This is a genomic window from Kitasatospora purpeofusca, from assembly GCF_034043715.1.
GTDB lineage: Bacteria > Actinomycetota > Actinomycetes > Streptomycetales > Streptomycetaceae > Kitasatospora > Kitasatospora purpeofusca_A.
On record NZ_JAXCLC010000006.1, the window covers coordinates 67,924 to 89,270 of the forward strand.

The window sequence follows — 21,347 nt, forward strand, 5'->3', positions numbered from 1 at the left end:
ACCGCATTCAGTGTACTGCACTATGTATTTTGAATACAAAATTCCCAGCGGGGTCCTCGACCCCTCGAGGAGGCGGAGCATGGGCCTGACCCGGGTGCCGGGACTGCTGTTCGGAGGCGACTACAACCCCGAGCAGTGGCCCGAGGAGGTCTGGCAGGAGGACGTCCGACTGATGGCCGAGGCGGGCGTCAACCTCGTCACGGTCGGCGTCTTCTCCTGGTCCCGACTGGAACCCGCCCCCGGCGTCCACGACTTCGGCTGGCTGGACCGCGTCCTCGACCTGCTCCACGAGCACGGCATCGCCGTCGACCTCGCCACCGCCACCGCGACCCCGCCGCCCTGGCTGGTCCGCGACCACCCGGAGGTGATGCCGGTCGACGCCGCCGGGACCCGGCTGGAGTTCGGCTCCCGGCAGGGCTACTGCCCCTCCTCACCGGTGTTCCGCGCCGCCACCGTCCGGCTCGCCCGGGCCGTGGCCGAGCGCTACCGCGACCACCCCGCCCTCGCCCTGTGGCATGTGAGCAACGAGTACGCCGACCACACCGCCGAGTGCTTCTGCCCGGAGTCGGCGCGCGACTTCCGCCGCTGGTTGAAGGAGCGCCACCGCTCCCTGGACGGCCTCAACGCGGCCTGGGGGACTTCCTGTTGGGGCCAGCACTACACCGACTGGACGCAGATCGAGCCGCCCCGCAAGGCGCCGGGACCGGTCAACCCGGCGCAGCTGCTCGACTGGCGCAGGTTCTCCAGCGACGCGCTGCTCGCCTGCTTCGAGGCCGAGCGCGCGGTGCTCAAGGAGGTCACCCCGGACGTGCCGGTGACCACCAACTTCATGAGCGTGCTGCGCGACCTCGACTACTGGGCGTGGGCCGCCGCCGAGGACGTCGTCACCGACGACGCCTACCCGGACCCGGCCGACCCCCGGGCCGCGGTGAAGGCCGCGCTCAGCTACGACCTGATGCGCTCGTTGAAGCGCGGGCCCTGGCTGCTGCTGGAGTCCGCGCCGAGCGCGGTCAGCTGGCGGGCGGTCAACGTCCCCAAGGATCCCGGGGTGATGCGGCTGCACAGCCTCCAGGCGCTCGCCCACGGCTCGGACGGCGTGATGTTCTTCCAGTGGCGCCAGGCCCGCTACGGCCCGGAGAAGTTCCACTCGGCGCTGCTGCCGCACGGCGGCACCGCGACCCGGCAGTGGCGCGAGACGCTCGCCCTCGGCGCGGACGTCCGGCGGCTCGCCGAGGTCGCCGGCAGCACCACCCGGGCCGAGGTCGCGCTGCTGCTCGACTGGGACAGCTGGTGGGGGCTGGAGGCGCCCGAGTCGATGCCCTCCGACCGGCTCCGGCTGCACGAGCTGCTGCTCTCCTGGTACGCGCCGCTGCACGCCCGGGGCATCGCCGTCGACCTGGCCCCGCCCGGGCGCGACCTCTCCGGCTACCGGCTGGTGATCGCGCCCAACCTCTACCTGTGCACGGCCGAACAGGGCGCCGCGCTGGCCGGCTTCCCCGGCCACCTGGTGGTCGGGCCGTTCAGCGGGGTGGTCGACGCCGCCGACCGGGTCCACGGGGGCGGGGCGCCCGGGCCGCTGCGCGAACTGCTCGGGGTGCGGGTCGAGGAGTGGCGGCCGTTGCCGGACGGCGCCACCCAGGAGGTGGAGACGGCGGACGGCACCCGGCTGCTCGCCCGCACCTGGACCGAGTGGGTGGAGGCCGACGGGGCCGAGGTGGTGGCGCGCTACCGGGGCGGCCCGCTGGACGGCCGCCCGGCCGTCACCCGGCACGGCGGCGATTCCGGGCCCGGCCCCGCCACCGCCACCTATCTGAGCTGCCTGCCCGAGGACCCGGCCCCGCTGCTGGACGAGGTGCTGGCCGCCGCCGGCGTCACCGGCGTCGCCGGGCCCGACCTCCCCGAGGGCGTCGAGGCCTGCCGCCGCGGCCGCTACCTCTTCCTGCTCAACCACGGCAGCCGGACAGCCACCGTCCCACTGCCGACCCCGACCCCGACCACCACCCCCGCCGACACCGTGTTCACGGACCTGCTGACCGGCCGTCCGCTGCCGAGCGGCCCCCTGTCGCTCGCGCCGGGCGCCGCCGTCGTCCTGAGGCAGCCCTCAAGCAGTCCCGAGGCCGTCCTTAAACAGTCCCGAAGCAGTCCCGAAGCCCTGACCCGAGGAGCGCCAGTGGCCCATCCGTACATCCCCAACGCGGGGCCCGAGACCAGGGCGGCGATGCTCGCCGAGATCGGCGCCCCCGACGTCGCCGAGTTCTACCGCGACATCCCCGCCGAACTGCGGCTCGACCGCCCGCTCGACCTGCCCGCGCCGTACACCGACGAACCCGGCCTGGTCCGGCACATGCACGGCCTGCTGGCGCGCAACACCCACCCGGCCGAACTGCTGAGCTTCCTCGGCCACGGCTGCTACCACCACCACGTCCCGGCGGTGTGCGACGAGGTGAACGGCCGGGGCGAGTTCCTCACCGCCTACGCGGGCGAGCCCTACGAGGACCACGGCCGCTTCCAGGCCCTCTTCGAGTACGTCTCGATGATGGCCGAGCTGCTGGAGATGGACGTCGTCAACGTCCCCGTGTACGACGGCTACCAGGCGACCGGGACGGCCCTGCGGATGGCCGCGCGCCGCACCGGGCGGGCCAAGGTGCTGGTGAGCGGGGCGATCGCGGCCGACAAGCTGGCCAAGATCCGCGACTACCTCACCCCGGACGTCGAGGTGCTGCTCGCCCCGGTGGCCGACTCCGGGGAGATGGGCGAGGTGCGGCTGGACGACAGCTTCGCCGCCCTCTACCTGGAGACGCCCACCGTGCACGGCGTGGTCGAGACCCGGGGCCGGGAGCTGGCCGAACTGGCGCACGGCGTCGGCGCGCTGCTGGTCGTCGGCACCGACCCGATCTCGCTCGGCGTGCTCGCCCCGCCCGCCTCCTACGGCGCCGACCTGGTCTGCGGGGACATCCAGTCGCTCGGCATGCACCCGCAGTACGGCGGCGGCCAGGCCGGGTTCATCGCGAGCCACGACGACGAGCGGCTGGTCGCGGAGTTCCCGTCCCGACTGTTCGGCATCGCCCCGACGGCGGTGCCCGGCGAGTACGGCTTCGGCGACGTCTTCTACGACCGGACCTCGTTCGCGCTGCGCGAGGAGGGCAAGGAGTGGGTCGGCACCGCCGCCGCCCTGTGGGGCATCACCGCCGGCGTCTACCTCGCGCTGATGGGACCGCAGGGGATGCGGGAGATCGGCGAGACCGTCCTCGCCCGGACCCGCTACGCGATGCGCGCGCTGGCCTCGGCCGGCGCCGTGGTCCGCCACCAGGAGGCCGTGCACTTCCGGGAGTTCGCGGTGGAGGTGCCGGACGCCGACGCGCTGCTCGCCGACCTGCACGGCCGGGGCATCCTCGGCGGCGTGCGGCTCGGCGACCGCGAGCTCCTGGTCTGCGTCACCGAACGGCACTCGATCGCCGACATCGACACCCTCGCGGCGGCCGTCAAGGACGCCCTCTCCGCCCTGGGAGGCGCCGAGTGAGCTCGCACACCGAACCCTTCGCCGACCTGCCGGTCAGCCCCAAGCCGGCCCTGCGGCGCTTCCACCAGGCCCGCTGGGACGAGGAGATCGTCTTCGAGCTGTCCCGGCCCGGCCGCCGCGGCGTGGGCGTCCCCGCGCCGGACGCGCCCCTGGTCGAACTGCCGGAGTCGGTCGCCCGCCGCACCCCGCCCGCGCTGCCCGAACTCTCCCAGAACCAGGTGGTGCGGCACTACCTGCGGCTCTCCCAGGAGACCCTCGGCGCGGACTTCAACATCGACGTCGGCCAGGGCACCTGCACCATGAAGTACAGCCCCAAGGTCAACGACTCCTTCGTCCGTGACCCGAGGATCGCCGCGCTGCACCCGCTGCAGCCCGAGTCCACCGTGCAGGGCGTGCTGGAGGTCTACTGGCGGCTGGAGCAGATCCTCAAGGAGATCTCCGGCATGGCCCGGGTGTCGCTGCAGCCGGGGGCGGGCTCCGCCGCGATCTACGCCAACATCGCGATGATCCGCGCCTACCACGCCTCGCGGGGCGAGGGCGGGCAGCGGGACCAGGTGATCACCACGATGTTCTCGCACCCCTCGAACGCGGCCTGCGCCAAGGTCGCCGGCTACGAGGTGATCACCCTGATGCCGGACGCCGACGGCAACCCGGACATCGAGGCGCTGCGGGCGGCGGTCGGGCCGCGCACCGCCGCCCTGCTGATCACCAACCCGGAGGACACCGGGATCTTCAACCCGCGGATCCGGGAGTTCGTCGACCTGGTCCACGAGGCCGGCGGCCTGGCGTGCTACGACCAGGCCAACGCCAACGGCATCCTCGGCATCACCCGGGCCCGGGATGCGGGCTTCGACCTGTGCCACTTCAACCTGCACAAGACGTTCTCCACCCCGCACGCCTGCGGCGGCCCGGCGGCCGGCGCCTGCGGCGTCTCGGCGGCGCTGGTGCCGTTCCTGCCCGGGCCGGTGGTCGACCGGGCCGAGGCCACGGACATCGAGAAGGCGGAGGGTGAAGTCGGCGGGGAGCGGGACGTGTTCACCCTGACCACCCCCGAGCAGTCGGTCGGCAAGATCCGCCCCTTCCTCGGCGTCACCCCCAACGTGGTGCGCGCCTACGCCTGGGTGATGGCGCTCGGCGCCGAGGGCCTGCGCGAGGTCGCCGAGACGGCCGTGCTCAACAACAACTACCTGCTGGCGAAGGTCGCCCGGATCCCCGGCGCCTCCGTACCGTGGGCCGACCGCCGCCGGGTCGAGCAGGTCCGCTACTCCTGGCAGCAACTCACCGAGGAGACCGGCGTCCACTCCGAGGAGATCGGCATCCGCGCGGCGGACTTCGGCGTGCACTACTGGACCAGCCACCACCCCTACGTGGTGCCGGAGCCCTTCACCCTGGAGCCCACTGAGTCCTACTCCAGGGAGGACCTCGACGAGTACGCGGCGATCCTCGCCCACGTCGCCGAGGAGGCCCGCAAGGACCCGGAGTTCGTCCGCAACGCGCCCTACCGCCAGACGGTGCACCGGATCGACCCGGCCTCGCTGGACGACCCGGCACAGTGGTCGCCCAGCTGGCGCGCCTACCGCCGCAAGCACGGCGGGCAGCCGCCGGCATGATCGTCGGCCTGATCGTGAACCCCGTCGCCGGCCTCGGCGGCGCCGTCGCCCTCAAGGGCAGCGACGGGCCGGACATCCAGGCCAGGGCGCTCGCGCTGGGCGCCGTCCCCCGGGCGGCCGAGCGCGCCGCCGCCGCGCTGCGCGCCCTGCGGGCCCACCGCCCGGACGTCCTGGTGCGCACCGTGGCCGGCCCGATGGGGGAGGACAGCGCCCGGGCGGCGGGCGTCCCGTACCGGCTCGCGCACCGGGCCGCGCACCGGGTCGGGGACCGCCCGGCGGCGTTCACCGGGGCGGCCGACAGTTTGGCCTCCACCGGCCCGGCGTCCACCGGCCCGGCCGACACCCGGGCGGCGGTCGCGGCGCTCGGAGAGGTGGACCTGCTGCTGTTCGCGGGCGGCGACGGGACGGCGCGCGACGTCCTGGACGCGGGGCCGCGCCCACCGGTGCTCGGAGTCCCGGCCGGGGTGAAGGTCTACTCCGGCTGCTTCGCCGTCAGCCCGGCGGCGGCGGGCGCGACCGCCGCCGGGTTCGACGGCCGGACCGTCGACGCGGAGGTGGTCGACCTGGACGAGGAGGGCCACCGCGCGGGGCTGGTCGGCGCCCGGCTGTACGGCACGCTGCGGGTGCCGGCGGCCCGGGAGCGGCTGAGCGGGCGCAAGACCGGCTCCTCGGCGGCGCCGCCCGGCTCGGCCGAGTCCATCGCCCGCGCGGTGGTGGCGGGCATGCGCCCCGGCACCGCCTACGCGCTCGGCCCCGGCGCCACCACGCTGGCCGTGGGGCGGGCGCTCGGGCTGGCGCTGACCCCCCTCGGCGTGGACGTGGTCCGGGACGGCGCCCTGCTCGCCCCGGACGTGACCGAGCAGCGGCTGCATGCCATTGCCATGTCACAGGTGACGCATGGTGTGCTGTCGGTGATCGGCGGGCAGGGTTTCGTGATCGGGCGCGGGAACCAGCAGTTCAGTCCCCGGGTCCTGGCCGCGCTCGCCGGGGTCGTCGTGCTCGCCACCCAGCAGAAGCTCGCCGCGCTCGGCGGGCGGCCGCTGCTGGTCGACAGTGGCGACCCCCGGGCCGACGCCGCGTTCGAGGGCCACGTCCGGGTGGTCACCGGGCACCGTGAATCAGTGCTGTACCGCATCAGTTCGGCGAGTGAGGAGCTTTCATGAACACCCTGCGCAACAAGGTCGCCATCGTCACCGGCGGCGCCTCCGGCATCGGCCGGGCCACCGCCGAACTGTTCGCCGCCGAGGGCGCCGCGGTGGTCGTCGCCGACCTCGCGGACGCGAGCGAGGTCGTCGACGGGATCGAGGCGGCAGGCGGCCGGGCGGTGGCGGTGCGCGCCGACGTCTCCTCCGAGACCGACTGCGAACGGATCGTCACCATCGCCGTGCGGACCTTCGGCGGGCTGCACGTCCTGTTCAACAACGCCGGCATCATCCGCCGCCAGACCGCGCTGGAGATATCCGCCGACGACTGGGACCGGGTGATGGCCGTCAACGTGCGCTCCGTCTACCTGATGTGCCGCTTCGCCGTGCCGGCCATGACCGAGGGCGGGTCGATCGTCAACACCGGCTCCGGGTGGGGGCTGAAGGGCGGCGGCAACGCGCTGTCCTACTGCGCCTCCAAGGCGGCGGTGGTCAACATGACGCGGGCGCTGGCGATCGACCACGCGGCCGCCGGCATCCGGGTCAACTCGGTCAACCCCGGCGACACCATGACGCCGATGCTCCGCGACGAGGCACGCCAGCTCCAGGAGGAGTGGACGGTGTTCGAGAAGGACGCCGCCGACCGGCCGATGGGCCGGGCCGGCACGCCGCAGGAGATCGCCGCCGCGGTGCTCTTCCTGGCGGGCGAGGCCAGCAGCTACATGACCGGCTCCGCCCTCGTCGTCGACGGCGGCGGCCTCGCCTGACACCCCCGCACCACCCGCTTCACATACGGACGCACCTCAGGTACGGACGCGCCACCCCCCTGCACGCACCGAGGTACCACCCCCCTGCACGCACCGAGGTACCACCCCCTTCGCGACGCCCCACTCTCACGAAAGCCCAGGAGGCATCCGATGTCCGCTTTCACGAGTATCACGAGTATCACGAGTATCACGAGTTTCACGAGAAGAACAGCCCTGGTCGCCGCCGCGGCGGCACTGGCCGTCACCGTCACCGGCTGCAGCGGGACCAGCGGCGCGGGCGGCGCCGGTGACGCCAAGGCCGACGGCGGCAAGGTCACGATCCGCTGGTCGACCTGGGGCTCGGCCGAGGACCTGGCCGTCTTCAAGACCTTCACGGACGAGTTCGCCAAGAAGCACCCGGACATCACCCTCAAGCTGGAGCAGGTCGCCTCCTACGAGGACTACCACCCCAAGCTGCTCACCCAGCTCACCTCGAAGACCGCGCCGGACGTCTTCTACGTCGGTGACGACTACATCGGCAAGCTGGTCGCCGACGGCGTGCTGTCCCCGCTCGACCAGCAACTCGCCGGACCGGACAGCCGCAGCAAGCCGGCCGACTTCTTCGAGGGCATCTACGGCGGCGCCAAGAAGGACGGCGTCACCTACGGCGTGCCCAACGACACCAACCCCGAGGTGCTCTGGTTCGACAAGAAGGCCCTCGCCGCGGCCGGTATCACCGAGGACCCGGCCGCGCTGAACGAGGCCGGCCAGTGGACCACGGCGAAGTTCCTGGAGATGAACGCCAAACTCAAGGCGGCGGACCGGACCGGCACCATCTTCTGGAACTGGTACGGCGCCAACTACAGCGTCGTCAACGGCTTCGGCGGCAAGGTCTGGGACGGCGGCAAGTTCGTCGCCACCACCGACCCGAAGACCCGCCAGGCGCTGAAGACCCTCGCCGACGGCTACCGGGACAAGACCTTCGCCTCCGCCGACCTGCTGCCCGAGGGCAACGGCGCGGCCACCCAGTTCATCAAGCACAAGGCCGGGTTCTACGCCGGCGGCCGCTGGGTCATCGAGGGCATCGACAAGGGCGGCGACCGCGAGAGCTACGACATCGTGCCGTTCCCGTCCGAGAACGGGCAGCCGATACCCGGCGCCGTCGCCGCCTCCTACCTGACCGTCAACAAGAACAGCAAGCACCCGAAGGAGGCCTTCACCTTCCTGACCGAGTTCGTCAGCAAGGAGGGCCAGCAGTTGCGGCTCAAGGGCGGCAGCGCCGTCCCCTCCGTCCGGGGCGCCGAGAGCCTCGTCACCGAGGGCAGCTACCCGCCGCACGCCAAGACCTTCCTGGACGTCCGCGACCGGGGCTTCGCCAACTACCCCGACGAGGTGGCCGTCCCCGGTCTGACCAAGGCGATCAACGACCAGCTGATGAAGATCTGGGAGGGCAAGACCGGCTTCGACGAGGGCATGGACCAGCTCCGGACCCTGGTCGACGGTATGAAGGGCAAGCAGGGTTGAGCGCCCTCACTCAGGCCGCGGCCCGGCGGCGGGAGCGTCCCGCCGCCGGTCCGGCGGGCAGCGCCCCCACCGCGCGCGGCGGCCGGGAGCCGCTCTGGCGCCGCCGCGACCGGCGGTGGGCCCTGGTCTTCCTCGGCCCCCAACTACTGGGCCTGCTGGTCTTCCTGGTCGGCCCGCTCGGCTTCGCCGTGGTCCTCTCCTTCATGCGCTGGGACGGCCTCGGCGACGCCACCTGGGTCGGGTTGGACAACTTCCGCACCCAGCTGACCGATCCGGAGTTCGGCCGGGCGGTGTGGAACACCGTCAAGATCGGGCTGATCACCGTGCCCGGCGGCCTCGCCCTGGCGCTGCTGATCGCCCTCGCCCTGCACGGGGTGCGGGGGCGGACCGCCTACCGGGTCGTCTACTTCCTCCCGGTGGTGACCAGTTCGGTCGCGGTGTCGGTGATCTGGCAGATGATCCTCGGGGGTGGCGCCGACGGCATCCTCAACGGGACCGTCCACGACATCCTCGGTATCACCCTGCCCGACTGGCTGGCCGACCCCGACTGGGTGGTGGTCGCGGTCTCGGTGGTGACCGTCTGGTCCTCGCTCGGCCTCAACGTGGTGATCTTCCTGGCCGGTCTCGCCACCATCCCGACCAATCTGCTGGAGGCCGCCCGGATCGACGGCGCCGGCCCCTGGCAGACCCTGCGCTCGGTCACCCTGCCGCTGCTGTCGCCCACCGTCTTCTTCACCGTGGTGGTGTCGGTGATCAGCTCGTTCCAGGCCTTCGACCTCGTCTACGTCCTGGTCAACCCGGACCACAACGAGGGCGCCCAGACCATCGTCTACAAGGTCTACCAACAGGGCTTCCGGGAGTTCCACTTCGGACTGTCGAGCGCCGCCGCCCTGCTCCTGCTGCTGCTGACCCTGATCGTCACGGCGATCCAGTTCCAGGCGCAGAAGCGCTTCGTCCACTACGAGTCCTGAGGCGCCGCCATGACCGTCCGCCACTCCACCGCCCCCCGGCAGCTCCTCCTGCACACCGGGCTCGTCCTCGGCGGCCTGCTGATGCTGTTCCCCTTCGTCTGGATGGTCCTGACCTCCTTCAAGGGCGTCAGCCAGATGATCAACGAGCCGCTGTCCTGGCTGCCCACGCCCTGGCGCGCGAAGAACTACCCCGACGTGCTGAACGAGGTGCCGATCGGGCGCGCGTACTGGAACAGCATGTACATCGCGGCGATCACCGTCGCCGCCACCCTGTTCACCGGCGCGATGGCCGCCTACGCCTTCGCCCGGATCCCGTTCCGGGGCTCCGGGCCGCTGTTCGGGCTCTTCCTGGCCACCCAGATGGTGCCCGCCCAGGTGACCATCGTGCCGCTGTACATCATGCTCGCCAAGCTCCAACTGATCGACTCCCACCTGGCGTTGATCCTGCCGGCGATCGCCAACCCGTTCGCCGTGTTCCTGCTGCGGCAGTTCATCCGGGCCGTCCCGGTCGAGCTGGAGGAGGCGGCCAGGATCGACGGCGCCGGCCGCTGGACCATCTTCTGGCGGATCGTCCTGCCCAACATCCGGCCCGGCCTGTGGACGCTCGGCATCATCGTCTTCCTGGCCAGCTGGAACAGCTACTTCTTCCCGCTGGTGTTCCTCAACACCTCGGAGCTGTTCACCGTCCCGCTGCTGCTGGACTCCTTCAACTCCCAGCGCGGCGGCGTCGACTACGGGCTCACCGCGGCGCTCTCCGTGATGACCGTGGTGCCGATGCTGATCGCCTTCCTGGTCGGACAGCGCAAGATCCTCAACAGCATGGCCTCCTCGGGCCTGGGAGGCCGCTGATGTCCCCCTCTCCCGCCCACCACGTCGAACTCGACCTCGACCAGCGGCCGTTCACCGAACGCGGCTCCCGGCTGCTGGTCACCGCCGGCCCGGACGGGCTGCGGGTGGCCCGGGCCGAGTACGAGACCCGGCTCGCCGACACCGTCGAACTCACCGGGCTGGTGCTGCGCGACGTGGACGGGCACCCGCTGCCCGTCCGCTCCGCGACCCCCACGGCGGTCGAATTCGCGGGCGGAGCCGCGCTGTTGTTCGCCGACCCCGCCACCCTGGTGCTCGCCGGGCACGACGTCCACGCCTCCTGGCGGCTGCCCGACGGCACCGGACGGGCGCTCGCGCTCGACGGCTGCCACGTCCTGCACGGCCCGCCGGGGGAGTGGTCGGCCGCCGCCGTCCGCGCCGCCGCCGAGGCCCGCTGGGCGGCGTGGTTCGCCCGGATGCCGGCCGTCCGCCCCGACCTCGCCGCGGCGGCCGGGACGGCCTGGTGGACGCTGGCCGTCAACCTGCTGCCGATCGCCGGCCGCGAGGGCCTCGTTCCGTCCAAGTACGGCTACGTGGGGGTGTGGAACTGGGACGCGCTCTTTCACGCCGTCGCCCTGCGGCACGCCGATCCGGCGCTCGCCCGGGACCAGATCCTGCTCTTCCTCGACCACCAACTGCCCGACGGCCGGCTCCCGGACGTGGTGCACGAGCACGGCGTGCTCGCCGACACCACCGACCTGCCCCGCGCCGACCACGCCCGGCTCGCCGAGCACGTCGGCACCGCCAACGGCGCCCGGCCCACCCGCGAAGCGGTGCCGGTCACCAAACCGCCGCTGGCCGCCTGGGCCGTCTGGAAGGTCCACGAGACCGACCCCGACCTGTCCTTCCTCGCCGCCGCCTACCCCCGGCTGGCCCGCGCCCACCGGTGGTGGTTCGCGGCCTCCGACCCGGACGGCGACGGCCTCCCCGAATACCTGCACCCCTACTCGTCCGGCCTCGACGACAGCCCGATCTGGGACCACGGCCCCCGCGCCGAGCCCCCCGACCTCAACTCCTACCTAGTCCTGGAGGCCGACCGGCTGGCCGACATCGCCGACGCCCTCGGCCGGCCCGCCGAGGCCGCCGACTGGCGATCGCGCGCCGCCGCCCACACCGCACTCCTGGTCGCCCGCCGCTGGGACGGCACCCGCTTCACCACCCTGGCGGCCGGCACCCCCGTACCCGTCCGCACCGCGCTCGACCTGATGCCCCTGTTCACCGGCCGACTGCCCGCCGGGATCGCCGCCACCCTGGAACGCACCCTCCGCTCACCCGCCTACTGGGGTGAACGGCCGGTCCCCACCGTGGCCTTCGACGACCCGGCCTTCGACCCGGAGGCGATGTGGCGCGGCCCGGTCTGGCTGAACATCAACTACCTGCTGATCGAGGGCCTGCACCGCTCCGGCTTCCCCGGCACCGCCGAGGAGTTGCGCGAACGGACCCTCGCCATGGTCCGCGACGGCGGGGGCCTCCACGAGTACTGGAACCCGCTCACCGGCACCCGGGCGCCGAGGGCGACCTCCGGCTTCGGCTGGTCCGCCGCGCTCTTCCTCGACCTCGCCCGCGAGTAGCGACCGCCCGGCGGGAATCCCGTTGCGGTCGGGGTGCTCCGCGCCCCGCCCTCGGCCCGCTCCGACGACGAGGACCGCTGTCGCCCCGGGCGCGGTGATCGGGCGTGGTGATCGGCCAACTCCCCGACGTTTCCCCGCCGTCGCGGTACTCGGCAACCGATGGTCCAGTAGCGTGTCGACCATGGACGCCGGATTGCTCTGGACGGCCGGGGGAACAGTCGCCGGATTCGTCGCCTTGGGGGTCGCCAGCTGGCAACTGCGGCTGCAAATGCGCCAGCACCACAGCCGGCCCGCCCTGCCCGACGCGGCCGTGCCGCCGCCCTCGCCCTCCGCCGCGGACGGCCCGGAGACCGCCGCTGCCCCGGCCTCCGTCCTCGCCCCGCTACGGAGCCTGCCGGCGGAGATCCGCGGTCGGCAGGAGCAGCTCCGTGAACTCCTGGGTCTGGCCGAGAAGTCCACCGGACACGCGGTCGTGCTGGCAGGCCTCGGCGGGATCGGGAAGTCCACGGTCGCCGCGGCGCTCGCCGAACGGGTCCGGGCCGACCCCCGTCGCCACGTCTGGTGGGTCTCCGCCGCCGAGGAGGGCAGCCTGCCGTCCGGGATGCTCGCCGTCGCCCGTGCGCTCGGTGCCCCGGTCGCCGAACAGGAGGCGATCGCCTCCGGCACCTCCCGGGCGCCGGACGCGCTGTGGGCCGTGCTGGACCGGGAGAAGCGCCGCTGGCTGCTGGTCATCGACAACGCCGACGCCCCGCAGGCCCTCGCCGCCCCCGGCTCCCCGCCCGGTTCGGCAGGCGTGGCCGACGGCACCGGCTGGCTGCGGGTACCCCGCTCCGGCCTCGTCGTGGTGACCACCCGGCACGCCGACCCCGCGACCTGGGGCCGGGGCATCGTCTTCCGCCGGCTCGACCGCCTGGACGCGGCGGACGCCGGGCGGATCCTGCGGGACCTGGCACCGGCGGCCGGGACCGAGGAGCAGGCCACCGAACTTGGCGAACGGCTCGGCGGTCTCCCGCTCGCCCTGCACCTCGCCGGAAGCTACCTCGGCTCCGACTTCGCGCTCACCCGGGGATTCGCCGACTACCGGCGGGAACTCGACGGTTCGCCGCGCACCGTCGACCTTCTCGCACCCGACCCGGAACTGGCCGGCGACTCCCGCTCCACCCTCATGTACACCTGGGAGACCTCCCTCGACGCACTCGCCCGCTACGGTGTGCCCCAGGCCCGGACACTGCTGCGGCTGCTCTCCTGCCTGGGCGCGGCGACCCCGGTCCCGGACGATCTGCTGGACGTCGCCCTGTTGGCCGCGCTGCTCCCGCCGGAGGCCGTCGAGCGGACGGAGCAGGTGGTCTGGCTCGAACAGGGCATGCGGGGCCTGCTCCGCCTCGGCCTGCTGAACCGGCTCGATCCGCCGCCGTCCGGCAGCGGCGGACGGGCCCTGATGGTGCATCCGGTGGTGGCCGACGTCGGGCGTGCCCACCTGGAGGCGGACCGGCAGGCCGGCGGGGCGGCCGCCCGGACCGTCCCGGCCACCGCCGTCCTCCTGGTGACCGAGGCACTGGCGCGCCTGGCTCCGGACCGGCCCGCCGACTGGCCGGCGTTCCGCCTGCTCACCCCGCACTTCCGCTCCTTGCTGAGTACTGCGGCGCCGGTGCTGGACCCGGACGGCCTGCGGCTGGCGGCGCGCGGCGCTCGCATGCTCGCGGACTACTCGGAGTGGAGCGGACCGGCGGCCATCGGGGAGGAGATCTGCGCGGCGACCCTGGCCGTGGTGGGCGCGCTCTCCTCCGGGGACCGTGAGGTGCTGGACCTGCGGTACTCGCTGTGCCGCGCCGTCGCCCTGCAGGGCCGCTGGACGGAGGCGGAGGAGGGGCTGCAGCTGCTGCTCGTCGACCAGCGGGAGCACCTGGGAGACGCGGACCGGTCGACCCTCAGGACGGAAGGGGAACTCGCGCGGGTCGTCGCCGACCTCGGCTGCCACACCGAGGCGAGGGCCACCCTCGCCGCACTGCTGGAGACCCAACGGGTGAACCTGGGTGAGCAGGACCCGGACACCCTCGATACCTACCACGTCCTCGGCCGGGTGGAGGCCCACACCGGAGGCTGGGCCGAGGCCGAGGCCCTCTTCCGGACCGCCCGCGACGGCCGGGCCGCCGCGTTCGGCATCGACCATCCCGTCACCCTGGCCAGTCGCAACCGGCTGGCCTGGACGATCGGCCAGCAGGGCAGGGCTGCGGAGGCGGGCGAGGAGCTCCAGGAGGTGCTGCGGATCCGGCGGGAGCTGTTCGGGGACGAGCACCACGACACCCTCGCTACCCGGGAGCGGCTGGGCTGGGTGCTCGGCCTCCAGGGCCGGCTCGTCGAGGCGGAGGAGGAGTTGACCGCGGTCGTCGCCGAACGCACACGGCTGTTGGGCCCGGACTACTCCGGGACTCTGAGTAGCAGCGTCCTGCTCGCGCGGGTCGTCGCCCAACGCGGCCGCCAGGAGGAGGCTGCGGCCCTGCTGGCCGATCTGCACCGGCGCCAGTCGCGCCTGTTCGGACCCGATCACCCGCAGACCCGGGAGACCGGGCACCTGCTCGACGGCCTGGGGAACGGCTAGTTGAGGCGTCGCGGCGTCGCGCCCGTGGCGTCGGGCCCGGTCGGTCTCACATGTGGGCGCCGATCCGGCCGCCCGCGGTGAGCACGATGTACACGCCGTTGGCGACGGCGCCGGTGTCGTGCTGGTCGGCGTCCAAGGTGTCGTTCACGGCGTTGTCGAGGCCCAGGATCTGCGCCCGGTAGTGGAGTTCGCCGACCTTGGTGACCTTGGCCGTCCAGCCGCCGGCGAGCTTGAAGGTGCCCGGGCCCTGGTGGGCGCCGCCCATCCAAGAGTGGACCGTGCCGTCGACGGAGAGCACCACGAACATGTCGTTGGCGTCCAGACCGGCGTCGGCGTCCTTGGTCTCCAGGGTGGCCAGGACGGAGCCGCGGCTGACGATCCTGGCGGTGTAGTTCTGGTTGCCGACCGGCTGGACCTCGGCCGTGCTGCCGTCCACCAGGGGGTAGCTGCGGCCCGGGGACTTCGGCTTGGCGGTCGGCGTGGGGGTGTCGGACGGCTTGGCGGTGGTGGCGGCGGGGGCCAGGGATGCGGCGGTGGTGGTCCCTGCCCCGGCCAGCGTGGGCGGTGCCGTTGTGGCGGGCGCGGCCGTGGCGGGCGTGGTCGCGGCGGGCACGGGCGCGCCGGGCACGCCGGTCGCGGTTCCGGGCGCGGGGGAGGCGGTGCCGCTCGCCGTCGCGGACGCGTCGGAGTCGGGCCCGCAGGCAGTCGCCACGGGCACGATCAGGGCGACGGTCAGGATCGCTCCTGCCAGCGTGCGGACGGTGGTCGGGCGGCGGGTCGCCGTGCGGGACATGAAGGTTCTCCTGAGCGGTTGTGCCGGGTGGCCGTGCGGTGCCGTGCACGACCGAACGTAGTGCGAACAATCGACGGAATCGGGCCTTCCGTGTCACCGGACTGCAACGCCTGGGGCAGACTGGACGTCCGACCGCCCGACGAACCGGGGGAGTGCCGGACCATGACGTTTCCTCAGCCTGTAGGCCCTGACCCGGCCGCCGCCGCCCGCCGTGAGCGCGTCCTGCGCGAAGCCGTGCGGCACCGGCTGCTCGACCCCGAGGACGCGCTGCTCGCCGCCTTCGTGGACCTCGACGGTGTGGCCGCGAGCGTCGCGGACCTGCGGGCGGCCTTCCCCGGCCGGCTCGACGTGCTGCACACCTTCGCGGCGAAGGCGAACTGCCTGGTCCCGCTGCTGGCCTGGCTGCGGGAGCTGGGCATGGGCTGCGAGGTGGCCAGCCCCGGCGAGTTCGCCCAGGCGCTGGCGGCGGGCTTCGAACCGCACCGGATCGTCCTCGACTCGCCCGCCAAGACCCGGCGGGAGCTGGCCGCGGCGCTGGAGCTGGGTGTCGCCGTCAACATCGACAACTGGCAGGAGCTGGAGCGCGTCGACACTCTGCTGGGGGCCGGGACGCCCCGCTCCCGGATCGGGGTCCGGATCAACCCGCAGATCGGCGGCGGGTCGATCGGCGCGATGAGCACCGCCACCGCGACGTCCAAGTTCGGGATCGGGCTGGCCGACGAGGGGAACGAGAAGCGGCTGCTGGAGGCGTTCCGGGAGCGGCCCTGGCTGACCTGGGTCCATGTGCACGTCGGCTCGCAGGGCTGCTCACCGGAACTCATGGCCGAGGGCGTCGCCCGGGCCGTCGGCCTCGCGGAGCGGGTGAACGGCGAGCTGCGGCGCCGCCAGGTGGCGGGCATCGACCTCGGCGGCGGGCTGCCGGTCAACTTCGCCGACGACACCACCGCGCCCACCTTCGCCGGGTACGCCGAACTGCTGCGGGCCCGGGTGCCGGAGCTGTTCGGCGGCGGGTACCGGCTGGCGACCGAGTTCGGCCGCTCCCTGCTGGCGAAGAACGGCTTCACCGCCGCGTACGTCGAGTACACCAAGACCTCCGGCGGCCGGCGGATCGCCCTCACCCACGCCGGGGCCCAGGTCGCGACCCGCACGGTGTTCATGCCGGACGCCTGGCCGCTGCGGATCACCGCGCACCACCCCTCCGGCGCGGAGAAGGACGGCACGCCGGTGCCGCAGGACGTCGCCGGGCCGTGCTGCTTCGCCGGGGACCTGGTCGCGGTGGGCCGTGCGCTGCCGCTGCTGGAGCCCGGCGACCTGGTCGCGCTGCTCGACACCGGCGCCTACTACGCGACGACCCACTTCCAGTACAACAGCCTGCCCGAGCCGGCGGTGCACGGCTTCACGGTGGACGCGGCGGGCGCGGTGCGGTTCGTGCCGCTGCGCCGGGCGCAGGAGGTCGGGGATCTGCTCCGGCCGGTCGACTGACACCTCGGGCCCGTCCGTACTGTGACTGTCTGTCAGAACCGCAGACGGGAAGGGGTTTCCGGGACGGTGGTGGGCGGGTATCACCCTGCCGCGGCCCGCCGTCCCGGCCGCGGTGCAGACAGCCTCAGCATGTCGAAGGAGGCCTCGCCATGTCCGCCCACCTCCCTGCCGAAGCCCGGACCCCCGTGGATCCCGACCCCCGTGCCCAGGACGTCCGGACCGTGCGGCGCCTGCGCCTCGGCATCGGTGTCCTCGGGTTCCTGCTGCCGATCGCCCTGCCGCTCGGCAACAGCCTCACCTCCGCCCGGATCGCGCTGCTCGACTCGATGAGCGCGTCCTACTACACCCATATGCGCAACGTCTTCGTCGGCGGTCTGTGCGCCGTCGGCGTCTTCCTCATCTGCTACCGCCACGACCGCCGGGAGGACCGGCTGAGCTCGGTGGCCGGGGTGCTGGCGATCGGGGTGGCCCTGTTCCCCACCGAGCCGCCGTCCGCCCTGGTGCCGCACCCCAGCGGTGTCCAGACCACCGTGGGGATGCTCCATCTGGCCTTCGCGGCAGGCTTGTTCGGCGTGCTCGGGTACTTCTGCCTGCGGCTGTTCACGGACTCCCCGGCGGCCGGCCGCCACCGCCCGGCACGCGACTGGGTGTACCTGGTCTGCGGCTGGGTGATCGTGGCCGGGGTGCTGACGGTCGCCGTGGCCGGGGTGCTGCACCTGGCCAGGGACTGGCCGCTGACCCTGCCCTACCTCGGCGAGGCGGTGTCGGTGTTCGCCTTCGGCGTGGCCTGGCTGGTGAAGAGCGAGGCCGTCCCGCCCCTGCTGCCCCGCGTCGCCCGCCCGGCCCCCGGCACGCCCTGACCGCGCCGGGGCGGCAGACCCGCCACGCCCTGACCGGGCCGCGGCGGCAGACCCCGGCCGATGGCAGGATGCTTGCGGTCGGTACCGTGCCGGCCGGGGCGTGCCGCGGTGCCCGGGCCGACCGCGGAGGAGTGGAGGCGGCCCGATGGGTCGAGGCAAGCACCGGGTCGCCGTGCTCGTACTGGAGGGGGCGAAGCCGCTGGACGTGGGCATTCCCGCGCAGGTGTTCTCCAGCCGGCCGAGCATGCCCTACACGGTCCGGGTCTGCGGTCCGGCGCCGGGCCTGGTGGCCGGCGGCGACGGCCTCTCGTACCACGTGGCCGAGGGCCTGGAGGCGGTGGAGCACGCGGACACCGTGTTCGTCCCCGGCTACCGCGACCCGGCGACCACCGCGCCGCCGGCCGCCGTCGTCGGGGCACTGGTGGCCGCCCACGCCCGGGGCGCCCGGCTGGCGGCCATCTCGACCGGGGCCTTCGCCCTGGCCGCCACCGGGCTGCTCGACGGCAGGCGGGCGACCACCCACTGGCACTACGCCAAGGCCCTGGCGGAGCGCCATCCGCGGATCCGGGTCGACGAGAACGTGCTGTTCGTCGACGAGGGCGCGGTGCTCACCTCGGCCGGCGCGGCCTCCGGCATCGACCTGTGCCTGCACCTGGTGCGGCGCGACCACGGCGTGGGCCTGTCGAACCATGTCGCGCGGCGGCTGGTGGCCGCGCCGTACCGCAGCGGCGGCCAGGCCCAGTACGTACCGCGCAGCGTGCCCGAGCCGTTGGGCGACCTCTTCGCCGGCACCCGGGAGTGGGCGCTGGCGCAGCTGGCCGAGCCGCTCACGCTGGAGGGCCTGGCCCGGCACGCGCGGGTCTCGGCGCGGACCTTCTCGCGGCGGTTCGTGGAGGACACCGGCTACACGCCCATGCAGTGGGTGCTGCGGGCACGGGTGGACCTGGCGCGGGAACTGCTGGAGCGCACGGACCTGGGGGTGGAGCAGATCGCCGGCCGGGTCGGGCTCGGCACCGGGGCGAACCTGCGGCTGCACTTCCACCGCGTCCTCGGCACCTCGCCGACCGAGTACCGGCACACCTTCGCGGCCCGCGCCGAGGGCTGAGCGGCGGGCGGGTGCGGGCATCCCCGGAGGGCTGGCGGGATCCTTGCGACCGTTGGCGAGGGGTCTGGCGCGATCCTTGCGGACCATGTCGATCCAGCCCCTGGCCGGCCCCCGGCGGAGTCCCGATCATGGAGGTGTCAGCACACGACGGAACGCCCCGGGACCACCACCCCGGAGCACTCCGGCACCGCCCGGCACCGCCGGAACCGCAGAGGGAGCCCTCCATGACCCGCATCGCCATCAACGGGTTCGGCCGCATCGGCCGCAACAGCCTGCGCGCCCTGGTGGAGCGCGGCAGCGAGCTGGAGGTGGTCGCGGTCAACGACCTCGCCCCCATCGACTCGCTCGCCCACCTGCTCCGCTTCGACAGCGCGCTCGGCCGCTTCCGCCACCCGGTCGCCGTCGAGGGCGACGAGCTGGTCGTCGGCGGCCGCCGGATCAAGGTGCTCGCCGAGCGCGACCCCGCCGCCCTGCCGTGGGCCGAGCTCGGCGTCGACCTCGTCCTGGAGGCGACCGGCCGCTTCACCTCGGCGGACGCCGCCCGCGCCCACCTGAAGGCCGGCGCCGCCCGGGTCCTGGTCAGCGCCCCGTCCGACGGCGCGGACGTCACCCTCGCCTACGGCGTGAACACCGCGGACTACGACCCGGCCGCGCACGTGATCGTCTCCAACGCCTCCTGCACCACCAACGCGCTGGCCCCGCTGGCCGCCGTGCTGGACGAGCTGGCCGGCATCGAGCACGGCTTCATGACCACGGTGCACGCCTACACCCAGGAGCAGAACCTCCAGGACGGCCCGCACCGCGACCTGCGCCGGGCCCGCGCCGCCGGGGTCAACATCGTGCCGACCACCACCGGCGCCGCCAAGGCGATCGGCCTGGTCCTGCCGCAGCTGGACGGCAAGCTGTCGGGCGACTCGATCCGGGTGCCGGTCCCGGTCGGCTCGATCGTCGAGCTGAACACCACGGTCGGGCGCGAGGTCACCCTCGACGAGGTGCTCGCCGCCTACCGCGCCGCCGCCGACGGCCCGCTCAAGGGCATCCTCGACTACGCGGACGAGCCGCTGGTCTCCGGCGACATCACCGGCGAGGCCGCGTCCTCGATCTTCGACTCCGCGCTCACCCGGGTCGACGGCCGGCACGTCAAGGTGGTGGCCTGGTACGACAACGAGTGGGGCTTCTCCAACCGGGTCATCGACACCCTGGAGCTGCTCGCCCGCAGCTGACCGGCCTCCGCGACCGGGTCGCCGCGGGGCCGCGACAGGTCCGCCGCAGGGCCGCGACAGGTCCGCCGCAGGGCCACTACGGGGCCGCTCCGGGATCACCCCGGGGCGGCCCCGCGGCACGCCGCCGGTGGTTCGAACACAGCGGCGTGACAGGGATGTTGCGCCCCATGACGAATCCCCGGCGGCCCTTGAGCGCCCCCGGCCGGTGTGTGACGGTGGACGGCACGCCGCCCGGCCGGTCACCGTCGGCGCCCGGGGGCGCCGAGGAAAGAGGACACCGGTGCCGTCGCACGCGAGGCCCCTGCGCAGGCTGGGATTCCTGACCATCGGACTGTTCGACCCCGCCGACCCGGCACAGGGCCACGAGCAGACCCTGCGGCTCATCGAACTCGGCGAGCGACTGGGCTTCGACAGCGCCTGGGTGCGCCACCGCCACCTCCAGTACGGCATCTCCTCGCCGGTCGCCGTGCTCGCGGCCGCCACCCAGCGCACCCGCCGGATCGAGCTGGGCACGGCCGTCGTCCCGGTCGGCTGGGAGAACCCGCTGCGCCTGGCGGAGGACCTCGCCACCACCGACCTGCTGTCCGGCGGCCGGCTCAACCCGGGCGTCAGCGTCGGCCGTCCCGGCCACTGGGACCGGGTGTCCGGCGCGCTGTACCCGGACACCGCCGAGGCCGAGGACTTCGGCTACCAACGGGTCCGCCGGCTGCTGGGCTTCGTGCGCGGAGAGCCGGCCACCGACTTCGGCGGCGTCGAGGGCATCGAGGTCTACTCCGACCGGGTCCAGCCGGTCTCGCCCGGTCTGGCCGACCGCCTCTGGTACGGCGGGGGGAGCCTGCGCTCCGCCCGCTGGGCCGGGGAGCAGGGGCTCTCGCTGCTCACCAGCAACGTGGTGCGGGCCGAGGAGTCGGAGGACTTCGCCGAGATCCAGCGCTCGCAGATCGCGGCCTTCCGCGCGCACCACCCGCTGGGCGCCGGGGCCCGGGTCTCCCAGGGGCTGGTGGTGATCCCCACGGACAGCGCCACCCCGGGGCAGCGGGCGCGCTACGAGGAGTACGTCCGGGCCCGGACGCCGCGGACCGCCGCCCCGCAGGGTCCGGCGCGCACGATGTTCGCCCGGGACCTGGTCGGCCCGTCCGCCGCGATCGCCGAGCAGCTGTCCGCCCACGCGGGCTTCCGCGAGGTGGACGAGGTGGTCTTCGCGCTGCCGTTCACCTTCGCCCACGAGGACTACGTCCAGATCCTCACCGACATCGCCGCCCACCTGGCCCCGGCCCTCGGCTGGAAGCCGACCGCCTGACCGGCCGCCACGCGGTGCGACGGACCACAACGGG

At 73.7% G+C, this 21,347-nt stretch carries 15 protein-coding genes; 14 read left to right on the plus strand and 1 reads right to left on the minus strand.

Annotated features, from left to right (window positions below):
- The first annotated feature begins 79 nt into the window (after positions 1-79).
- The 9 genes from gcvPA (at position 80) to SM793_RS04950 (ending at position 14,550) form a co-directional block, all read left to right on the plus strand.
- Positions 80-3,520, plus strand: coding sequence for an aminomethyl-transferring glycine dehydrogenase subunit GcvPA (gcvPA, locus tag SM793_RS04910; protein ID WP_320436754.1), 3,441 nt, complete (start codon positions 80-82; stop codon positions 3,518-3,520).
- Positions 3,517-5,130, plus strand: coding sequence for an aminomethyl-transferring glycine dehydrogenase subunit GcvPB (gcvPB, locus tag SM793_RS04915; RefSeq protein WP_320436755.1), 1,614 nt, complete (start codon positions 3,517-3,519; stop codon positions 5,128-5,130). Before gcvPA ends, gcvPB begins: the two co-directional genes overlap by 4 nt.
- Positions 5,127-6,293, plus strand: coding sequence for an ATP-NAD kinase family protein (locus tag SM793_RS04920; protein ID WP_320436756.1), 1,167 nt, complete (start codon positions 5,127-5,129; stop codon positions 6,291-6,293). The genes gcvPB and SM793_RS04920 overlap by 4 nt, the downstream gene beginning before the upstream one ends.
- The gene (locus SM793_RS04925; RefSeq protein ID WP_320436757.1) at positions 6,290-7,039 is read left to right on the plus strand and encodes an SDR family NAD(P)-dependent oxidoreductase; all 750 of its coding nucleotides are present in this window, start codon (positions 6,290-6,292) and stop codon (positions 7,037-7,039) included. Before SM793_RS04920 ends, SM793_RS04925 begins: the two co-directional genes overlap by 4 nt.
- Before the next feature lie 150 nt (positions 7,040-7,189).
- Positions 7,190-8,542 carry a sugar ABC transporter substrate-binding protein gene (locus SM793_RS04930; RefSeq protein WP_320436758.1) on the plus strand — a complete coding sequence of 451 codons (1,353 nt, stop codon included), beginning with the start codon at positions 7,190-7,192 and terminating at the stop codon, positions 8,540-8,542.
- Positions 8,539-9,513: a sugar ABC transporter permease gene (locus tag SM793_RS04935; protein ID WP_320436759.1), complete on the plus strand. Its 975-nt coding sequence runs from the start codon at positions 8,539-8,541 to the stop codon at positions 9,511-9,513. The genes SM793_RS04930 and SM793_RS04935 overlap by 4 nt, the downstream gene beginning before the upstream one ends.
- A gap of 9 nt (positions 9,514-9,522) precedes the next feature.
- Positions 9,523-10,362: a carbohydrate ABC transporter permease gene (locus tag SM793_RS04940; RefSeq protein ID WP_320436760.1), complete on the plus strand. Its 840-nt coding sequence runs from the start codon at positions 9,523-9,525 to the stop codon at positions 10,360-10,362.
- Complete coding sequence (locus SM793_RS04945; RefSeq protein WP_320436761.1) at positions 10,362-11,951, plus strand: MGH1-like glycoside hydrolase domain-containing protein; 1,590 nt, start codon at positions 10,362-10,364, stop codon at positions 11,949-11,951. The genes SM793_RS04940 and SM793_RS04945 overlap by 1 nt, the downstream gene beginning before the upstream one ends.
- 181 nt (positions 11,952-12,132) lie before the next feature.
- Positions 12,133-14,550 (plus strand): tetratricopeptide repeat protein, encoded by a 2,418-nt coding sequence (locus tag SM793_RS04950; protein WP_320436762.1) that lies wholly within the window; start codon positions 12,133-12,135, stop codon positions 14,548-14,550.
- Positions 14,551-14,596: 46 nt separating this feature from the next.
- Here the strand turns inward: SM793_RS04950 and SM793_RS04955 are convergent, their stop codons facing one another.
- Positions 14,597-15,343: a hypothetical protein gene (locus SM793_RS04955; protein WP_320436763.1), complete on the minus strand. Its 747-nt coding sequence runs from the start codon at positions 15,341-15,343 to the stop codon at positions 14,597-14,599.
- A 162-nt stretch (positions 15,344-15,505) separates the two neighbouring features.
- On the opposite strand from SM793_RS04955, the gene SM793_RS04960 reads away from it, so the two are divergent.
- The 5 genes from SM793_RS04960 to SM793_RS04980 all read left to right on the plus strand — a co-directional run bounded on the left by SM793_RS04960 (position 15,506) and on the right by SM793_RS04980 (position 21,313).
- The gene (locus SM793_RS04960) at positions 15,506-16,825 is read left to right on the plus strand and encodes a diaminopimelate decarboxylase (protein ID WP_320436764.1); all 1,320 of its coding nucleotides are present in this window, start codon (positions 15,506-15,508) and stop codon (positions 16,823-16,825) included.
- Between the two features lie 149 nt (positions 16,826-16,974).
- Positions 16,975-17,685, plus strand: coding sequence for a DUF998 domain-containing protein (locus SM793_RS04965; RefSeq protein ID WP_320436765.1), 711 nt, complete (start codon positions 16,975-16,977; stop codon positions 17,683-17,685).
- A 145-nt stretch (positions 17,686-17,830) separates the two neighbouring features.
- Positions 17,831-18,790 (plus strand): GlxA family transcriptional regulator, encoded by a 960-nt coding sequence (locus tag SM793_RS04970; protein ID WP_320436766.1) that lies wholly within the window; start codon positions 17,831-17,833, stop codon positions 18,788-18,790.
- A 224-nt stretch (positions 18,791-19,014) separates the two neighbouring features.
- Positions 19,015-20,013 carry a type I glyceraldehyde-3-phosphate dehydrogenase gene (gene gap, locus SM793_RS04975; protein WP_320436767.1) on the plus strand — a complete coding sequence of 333 codons (999 nt, stop codon included), beginning with the start codon at positions 19,015-19,017 and terminating at the stop codon, positions 20,011-20,013.
- A 280-nt stretch (positions 20,014-20,293) separates the two neighbouring features.
- Positions 20,294-21,313: an LLM class flavin-dependent oxidoreductase gene (locus SM793_RS04980; protein WP_320436768.1), complete on the plus strand. Its 1,020-nt coding sequence runs from the start codon at positions 20,294-20,296 to the stop codon at positions 21,311-21,313.
- Positions 21,314-21,347: the final 34 nt, after the last annotated feature.

What these genes read in the sequence shown, in the direction of transcription:
- gcvPA (WP_320436754.1), top strand. Translation starts at nt 80, where the DNA reads ATGGGCCTGACCCGGGTGCCGGGACTGCTGTTCGGAGGCGACTACAAC.
- SM793_RS04920 (WP_320436756.1), top strand. Translation starts at nt 5,127, where the DNA reads ATGATCGTCGGCCTGATCGTGAACCCCGTCGCCGGCCTCGGCGGCGCC.
- SM793_RS04925 (WP_320436757.1), top strand. Translation starts at nt 6,290, where the DNA reads ATGAACACCCTGCGCAACAAGGTCGCCATCGTCACCGGCGGCGCCTCC.
- SM793_RS04930 (WP_320436758.1), top strand. Translation starts at nt 7,190, where the DNA reads ATGTCCGCTTTCACGAGTATCACGAGTATCACGAGTATCACGAGTTTC.
- SM793_RS04940 (WP_320436760.1), top strand. Translation starts at nt 9,523, where the DNA reads ATGACCGTCCGCCACTCCACCGCCCCCCGGCAGCTCCTCCTGCACACC.
- SM793_RS04945 (WP_320436761.1), top strand. Translation starts at nt 10,362, where the DNA reads ATGTCCCCCTCTCCCGCCCACCACGTCGAACTCGACCTCGACCAGCGG.
- SM793_RS04950 (WP_320436762.1), top strand. Translation starts at nt 12,133, where the DNA reads ATGGACGCCGGATTGCTCTGGACGGCCGGGGGAACAGTCGCCGGATTC.
- SM793_RS04955 (WP_320436763.1), bottom strand. Translation starts at nt 15,343, where the DNA reads ATGTCCCGCACGGCGACCCGCCGCCCGACCACCGTCCGCACGCTGGCA.
- SM793_RS04960 (WP_320436764.1), top strand. Translation starts at nt 15,506, where the DNA reads ATGACGTTTCCTCAGCCTGTAGGCCCTGACCCGGCCGCCGCCGCCCGC.
- SM793_RS04965 (WP_320436765.1), top strand. Translation starts at nt 16,975, where the DNA reads ATGTCCGCCCACCTCCCTGCCGAAGCCCGGACCCCCGTGGATCCCGAC.
- SM793_RS04970 (WP_320436766.1), top strand. Translation starts at nt 17,831, where the DNA reads ATGGGTCGAGGCAAGCACCGGGTCGCCGTGCTCGTACTGGAGGGGGCG.
- gap (WP_320436767.1), top strand. Translation starts at nt 19,015, where the DNA reads ATGACCCGCATCGCCATCAACGGGTTCGGCCGCATCGGCCGCAACAGC.